Below are 6,883 nucleotides of genomic sequence, written 5' to 3'. Positions count from 1 at the left end.
CACCCGTTCCCATACCGAACACGGAAGTTAAGCTCTTTTGCGCCGATGGTAGTTGGGACTTTGTCCCTGTGAGAGTAGGACGTCGCTAGGCAAACCAAAAGAACCGGTCATGATGATCGGTTCTTTTTTATTTTTTTATTACCCAAGAAATAAAAAAATAGATGTATCTTTTACTATCCCTGTATTTTATTAAAAAGATAAAGATAAACATAATAAGGTATTTTCTTAGCAGAGATAGATAAAAATTGAAAAATAAATGGATAATCTTCAGAATGATAAGAACGAAGCAATTCACTCCACCATTCAGTCTCATATCTGCTAATCATACTTAAATTATAAAGAAGTAAATAGTGTGGTAGTACTTCAGGAAAAAGGGTCATCATTTCACGAGAAGGAGGTAGAAAATAAGCATCTTCATTGTAGTTATAAAGAAGAGGAGAACTTCTGAGACCGTCCCAAGCAATAGATGTTTCAAATAATATTTCTTCACCATGCTGAATATTTGCAGGTACCATCTTTAAGTGAGAACAAGTCGACTTCATATATTCCTGAAAACGTACCTCTGTGATATGATACAAATCTAATGCTGCTACAGGAATGGATATTTTTTTGGGGTTCTGTACATCTACTTTAAGCAATTTCGGTTCTTTTTTACTATAGAAAAATAATTCATATAGTTCTGCAATTCTATGCATAAGCATGTCCATAGTATATTTTTCGCCTTCTAGATATTTAATATGAAACAATTTGTCTGCAGCATGAGTAAACAAACCATGTTTTTGAATTTTAACTTCATCATGTAGAAAAGAGTAGTCTTGTTTTTTTCGTTTACGGGTTGTTACGCCATGTGCTAACAGAATGGTGGATTCTGGGTAATTCGGATCAACGGTTAATAGACAGGCTTTTATTAATTGAATCATTCCATAAAAAAGAAGAACAGGTTGGATGGAAAGAGGTGCACGTTCGGCTAGGTTGTAATAATTTTTGCCGTGTTCTAAATAATAAATAAAAGGAAAGCAATTTTCATAAGCTCTTTTCTCCCACTCAGATACCTCTAAGGTTTGATAGCAGGTAGCTAAATATTTTTGGGAATGTGTGGAAGATATGAAAAAACTTAGCCCGTCCCATGCGAATTCATTATTCATATATGTTGGCTCCTTTAAATATTCTAAAAATTGCAACAAATCGACAGTTCCTTGACAGTATTTTGTCCAATTGTTAAGCTACTAATAATATTTTAAAACAATAGGGGGGAAAGAATTATGTGGGAAAATAAATTTGTTAAGGAAGGTTTAACTTTTGATGATGTACTTTTAGTTCCAGCAAAATCAGAAGTTCTTCCTCGTGAAGTGTCCATTAAGTCAGCACTAACGGATACGTTACAATTAAATATCCCGATATTAAGTGCAGGGATGGATACAGTTACAGAAGCGGATATGGCGATTGCAATGGCACGTCAAGGTGGTTTAGGGATTATTCATAAGAATATGTCTATTGAGCAACAGGCGGAGCAAGTAGACAAGGTAAAACGATGTGAGAGTGGCGTTATTTCAGATCCGTTCTTTTTAACACCTGAACATCAAGTATATGATGCAGAACATTTAATGGGAAAATATCGTATTTCAGGTGTACCTATCGTAAATAATCCAGATGAGCAAAAGTTTGTCGGAATTCTCACAAACCGTGATTTACGTTTTATCCAGGACTATTCTATAAAAATTTGTGATGTTATGACGAAGGAAAATCTCGTTGTTGCTCCTGTAGGAACTACACTAGAACAGGCAGAAAAAATTCTACAAAAATATAAAATTGAAAAACTCCCTCTTGTTAATGATAACGGCGTATTAAAAGGATTAATTACAATTAAAGATATTGAAAAAGTTATTGAGTTTCCTAATTCAGCTAAAGACGAGCAAGGACGACTTTTGGTCGGAGCAGCTGTCGGAGTAACATCTGATACAATGACAAGAGTCGATGCACTTGTAAAAGCCCGAGTTGATGTAATTGTTATTGACACAGCTCATGGACATTCAAAAGGTGTATTAGACAAAGTAAAGGAAATTAGACAAAAGTATCCTGACTTAAATCTTATTGCAGGAAATGTGGCAACAGCAGAAGCGACAGTTGATCTTATTGAAGCGGGCGCAAGTATTATTAAGGTAGGTATTGGACCAGGATCTATTTGTACAACTCGTATCGTTGCTGGGGTAGGTGTACCTCAATTAACTGCAATCTATGACTGTGCAACAGCAGCTCGTAAGTACGGTGTACCTATTATCGCTGATGGCGGTATTAAGTATTCAGGTGATATGGTTAAGGCGCTAGCAGCAGGCGCTAACGTTGTTATGGTTGGTAGTCTATTAGCAGGTGTTTCAGAAAGCCCTGGAGACACTGAAATTTATCAAGGACGTCGTTTTAAAGTATATCGTGGCATGGGCTCAGTAAGTGCTATGGAAAATGGTAGTAAGGATCGTTATTTCCAAGAAGGAAATAAAAAGCTTGTTCCAGAAGGTATTGAAGGTCGGGTGCCTTACAAGGGACCTCTTTCTGATACACTTCATCAAATGGTTGGCGGATTACGTGCAGGCATGGGATACTGCGGTTCTAAGGATTTAGAAGCGTTGCGTGACAACGCCCAATTCATTCGTATGACTGGTGCAGGATTACGTGAAAGTCACCCACATGATATTCAAATTACGAAAGAAGCACCAAACTATTCATAATACAATGACGTTAATAGACAGAGACGAATAGCTCTGTCTATTTTTTTTAGATTGTGTTAGAATAACGTTTATCTGAAAACAATCTTATGGGAGGTACCAACGTGAAAGCGTCGTTTCAAAAGCAACTGTTTGTGATTGTAACAATTATTCCATTATTATTCAGCATGTTTGTTTCAACTAGTACAAGTACTGTATCAGCTCAAGGGAGTACATCGTTAAATATTCAAGCTGAAGCTGCAATACTAGTGGAAGCAAATTCGGGAAAAATATTATATGCGAAAAATGCTGATTCTTCTTTAGCTATTGCCAGCATGACAAAAATGATGACTGAATATATCGTACATGAGGCAGTACAAAGTGGAAAAATAAAGTGGGACCAAAAAACGCAAGTTTCAGATTATGCACAAATGATTTCGCAAGATCGTTCGTTGTCTAATGTTCCATTAGAAAAGGGCGGTTCGTATACTGTAAAAGAGCTCTATGAAGCGATGGCAATTTATTCTGCGAATGGTGCCGCTATTGCGTTGGCTGAGCTTGTTTCTGGTTCAGAAGCAAATTTCATTAAATTAATGGATCAAAAGGCAAAAGATCTTGGTTTGACAGATTATAAATTTGTAAATGCAACAGGTCTTACGAATAAAGACTTAAAGGGTAAACAACCGGAAGGCACAAGCCCTGACGAAGAAAATAAAATGACTGCAAGAGATTGTGCCATTGTAGCACAACGCTTAATTCTTGATTATCCGGATGCACTGGAAACAGCTAAAATTCCGAAAAAAGTATTCCAAGAGGGCGGAAAATATCCGGTTCAAATGGATAACTGGAACTGGATGTTAAAAGGTCTTGTTTTCCAATATGAAGGCGTAGATGGATTGAAAACAGGCTCTACACCTGAAGCGGGTTATTGCTTTACAGGAACTGCAAAGCGCGGAGATCTTCGACTCATCTCAGTTGTCATTAAATCAAATTCGTACAATGCACGTTTTGATGAAACGAAAAAATTATTGGATTATGGATTTAGTAGTTTTGACGCAAAACAATTATATCCACAAGGATATCAAGTAGCAGATAAGAAAACAGTACCTGTAGTAAAGGGAAAACAAAAGCAAGTTGAGGTTGAAACAGCAAAGGCTGTTGATATCGCTATTCCTAAAGGAGGAAAATCTCCTTATTCTGTAGGGTATCAATTAGATAATAAAGAAGTCACAGCACCAATTAAGAAAAATACGAAGGTTGGCTCTATGACAATTACATCGACTGATAGTAATGACCCTGGCTTTTTAACAGGGAAAGAATTAAAGGTAGACTTAGTAACGAAAACAGATGTAGATAAAGCGAATTGGTTCGTACTAGCTATGCGTGGTATTGGATCCTTCTTCGGAAATCTTTGGTCAGGTGCGGTAAATTCTGTAAAAGGTTTATTTAAATAAGTCCCCAATTTGGGGACTTTTTTCATTTCTTATTTCCATCAATTATTCAGTAGTAAGTTCCTCACTTACCATAACATTCACTGCGAAAGCTCCTCCAAATATAAATTGATTCTAAGTGAAATTTAGTGATAGATAGAAAATTTGTTATAATATAAGCATATTTGGCATAAGGGTGATGTCGATGCATGAAAAAGGATTCGATGATAAACTGCAATCTCTTCAAGAAAATCTAAGGGAATTGGAAGCCGTGTTTGCAGCGACACATGAAGAAATCTTTGTAACGGACGAAACGGGAATGACCATTCGTGTGAATCCGGTATGTGAGCAAAACTATGGAGTACAAGGAATTGAATTGATAGGAAGAAATGTATACGAGTTAGTGGATGCAGGTATATTCTCTCCTTCTGCAACGGTAGCGGTGTTAGAAAAAAAGGCTCCTGTAACCTTGATACAAAATACATCAACAGGTAGAAAATTAATTGTATCAGCAAACCCTGTTTTTGATGAAAACAATCAACTGAAGCGTGTTGTTTCAACATCTCGAGATATTACGGAAATCATATCATTGAAGCAACAAATAGAAGAAATGGAAAAGGCAATTCAATATTATGTAGATCAGTTACATGTGTTGCAAAAGGCAAGTGTTGTACCAGAGGGGCTAATTGCGAAGAGTACATCTATGCAGCATATTATAAAGCTACTTTCTCGTTTAGCACCTTTAGATACAACCATTCTATTATTAGGAGAATCAGGTGTTGGAAAGACAGAGGTTGCAAAGTGGATTCATGAAAATAGTGCAAGAAGCAAGTATCCCTTTGTGGAAGTAAATTGCAGTACAATACCTCATCATTTATTTGAATCAGAATTGTTTGGATATGAAAAAGGCTCGTTTTCTGGGGCACTTTCAACAGGAAAGATAGGACTTGTAGAGGCAGCACAGAACGGAACGCTTTTTCTAGATGAAATCGGGGAGCTTCCTCTCGACTTACAAACAAAGCTACTCCAAGTCATGCATAGTAAAACGCTATTACGAGTAGGGGGAAGACAGCCGATACAAGCGGATGTTCGGTTTATAGCTGCAACAAATAAAGACTTAGAGAAAATGGTACAAGAAAAGAAATTTCGCTTGGATTTATATTATCGAATAAATGTTGTCCCTATTACGATTCCTCCACTAAGGGAACGGCAAGAAGATGGACTAGAGCTCATTTTTAATAAGCTAGATTACTTTAATCAAAAATACCATATTCAAAAGGTATTTTCACCGCAAGCGATAGAACGCCTATTATCATATGAATGGCCCGGCAATATTCGGCAGCTAGAAAATATGATTGAACGGTTCGTTTTAACTACGGAAAGTAATGTAATTCAAATCGAAAATGTAGAGGGAAGTCTTGTATCACGGGTACAAAAGCAAATACCTGCGGCAACAGTACAAAATGAAGACTATATTCAAGCCATATTAAATCAGACAAATTTAAGTTACAAAGAAATGGTGGAACAATTCGAACATGATTTGCTTGAAAAAGCTATTTTGTTGTACCCCTCAACAAGAAAGTTGGCAAATCAGCTAAAAGTAAGTCAAAGTACAATCAGTAGAAAAATTTCTTTTATGAGAGTGAAAGAATAAAAATAGAGCTAGATTAAAAAAAGTGATTCAATTATGAAAAAGTGATTCATAATTGAATCACTTTTTTCTATTTATGAATCATATTTGATTCTTTTTAGGTAAGAAAATGTAACGTATCTATGTCAAATATAGTGACAAACGAGAAAAATACAGTTGGCACGTTTCTTGCGTATTAAATTATCAAAATAGTCTTTTAATTTCAAAAGGGGGAATTTTTAAAATGAAAAAACTGTCTATGCTTGTTCTTATGCTTATGTTAACAGTTGGGATTGTATTAGCGGGATGTGGAAAGCAAGAAACAACAGCAACATCGACAACTGCTTCAAAAGGCACGTTGGATGCTATTAAACAAAAAGGTGTTCTTGTTGTTGGATCTTCTAATGATACGCCATTCGCATTTTTAGATAAAGCAGATCAAAAATTTGTCGGCATTGATGCAGAAATTATTCAAGAGGCAGCAAAACGTCTAGGAATTCCGAAAGTAGAAATGAAAGAAGTAAAGTTTGAGAATTTACTCGTAGAACTAAATAATAAAAATATAGATATGGTAACAGATGGTATGTATATCAAACCAGAACGTGAGAAAATAGCTACTTTCACAACTACTTGGTATAAAGAAGCGGAAGCAATTGTTGTTAGAAAAGATTCCACTGTTACAGGAATTGATGATTTAAAGGATAAAGTAGTGGGCGGTCAAAAGGGTGTGACGTTCCTTGAATATGCGCAGGATTTACAAAAACAAGGGAAAATTAAGGAAGTTAAGATTTTTGGATCACAAGCAGAACTGCTATTAGCGCTTAATACAGGTAAAATCGACGCCGTCATTACAGATAGTGCTACTTCCGCATACTCGATTCAACACGATCCATCTCTTGCACTGAAATTGGTAAGTCCGTACAAAGCAAAATATGATGGAAATGTTGCAGCGGCAGTTCGTAAAGATGATAAAGATCTATTAGATGCGATGAATACAGAAATTGATAAATTGAAAAAAGAAGGATTCGTTCTACAAGTATTAAAGAAATATGGTCTAAATGAAGATAACCTAGTGCAATAAAGAATGATAAGGGGGATTTCCCCCTTTCCAATGAATGGTTCGT

General features: G+C 36.1%; 5 protein-coding genes and 1 rRNA gene. 5 read left to right on the top strand and 1 reads right to left on the bottom strand.

Going from position 1 to position 6,883, the window contains the following annotated elements; genetic code table 11:
* Positions 1-91 (top strand): 5S ribosomal RNA (gene rrf / locus AC11ZT_RS07040); the annotation flags it as partial.
* Positions 92-173: 82 nt separating this feature from the next.
* Here the strand turns inward: rrf and AC11ZT_RS07035 are convergent.
* On the bottom strand, positions 174-1,145 hold the full coding sequence (locus AC11ZT_RS07035; protein WP_484058917.1) for a YaaC family protein: 972 nt from the start codon (positions 1,143-1,145) through the stop codon (positions 174-176).
* A 117-nt stretch (positions 1,146-1,262) separates the two neighbouring features.
* On the opposite strand from AC11ZT_RS07035, the gene guaB reads away from it, so the two are divergent.
* The 4 genes from guaB to AC11ZT_RS07015 all read left to right on the top strand — a co-directional run bounded on the left by guaB (position 1,263) and on the right by AC11ZT_RS07015 (position 6,840).
* Positions 1,263-2,723: an IMP dehydrogenase gene (gene guaB, locus AC11ZT_RS07030; protein ID WP_484058916.1), complete on the top strand. Its 1,461-nt coding sequence runs from the start codon at positions 1,263-1,265 to the stop codon at positions 2,721-2,723.
* Positions 2,724-2,824: 101 nt separating this feature from the next.
* Complete coding sequence (locus AC11ZT_RS07025) at positions 2,825-4,153, top strand: serine hydrolase (RefSeq protein ID WP_484058915.1); 1,329 nt, start codon at positions 2,825-2,827, stop codon at positions 4,151-4,153.
* Positions 4,154-4,334: 181 nt separating this feature from the next.
* Positions 4,335-5,783 carry a sigma-54 interaction domain-containing protein gene (locus tag AC11ZT_RS07020; protein ID WP_484058914.1) on the top strand — a complete coding sequence of 483 codons (1,449 nt, stop codon included), beginning with the start codon at positions 4,335-4,337 and terminating at the stop codon, positions 5,781-5,783.
* A 220-nt stretch (positions 5,784-6,003) separates the two neighbouring features.
* On the top strand, positions 6,004-6,840 hold the full coding sequence (locus AC11ZT_RS07015) for a substrate-binding periplasmic protein (protein WP_484058913.1): 837 nt from the start codon (positions 6,004-6,006) through the stop codon (positions 6,838-6,840).
* The last annotated feature ends 43 nt before the right edge of the window (positions 6,841-6,883 follow it).

This window comes from Ectobacillus sp. (assembly GCF_056992975.1).
Note: the sequence above shows the minus strand (reverse complement) of the source record. Positions and strands in the feature narration are given on the sequence as shown.

What these genes read in the sequence shown, in the direction of transcription:
- guaB (WP_484058916.1), top strand. Translation starts at nt 1,263, where the DNA reads ATGTGGGAAAATAAATTTGTTAAGGAAGGTTTAACTTTTGATGATGTA.
- AC11ZT_RS07015 (WP_484058913.1), top strand. Translation starts at nt 6,004, where the DNA reads ATGAAAAAACTGTCTATGCTTGTTCTTATGCTTATGTTAACAGTTGGG.
- AC11ZT_RS07035 (WP_484058917.1), bottom strand. Translation starts at nt 1,145, where the DNA reads ATGAATAATGAATTCGCATGGGACGGGCTAAGTTTTTTCATATCTTCC.
- AC11ZT_RS07020 (WP_484058914.1), top strand. Translation starts at nt 4,335, where the DNA reads ATGCATGAAAAAGGATTCGATGATAAACTGCAATCTCTTCAAGAAAAT.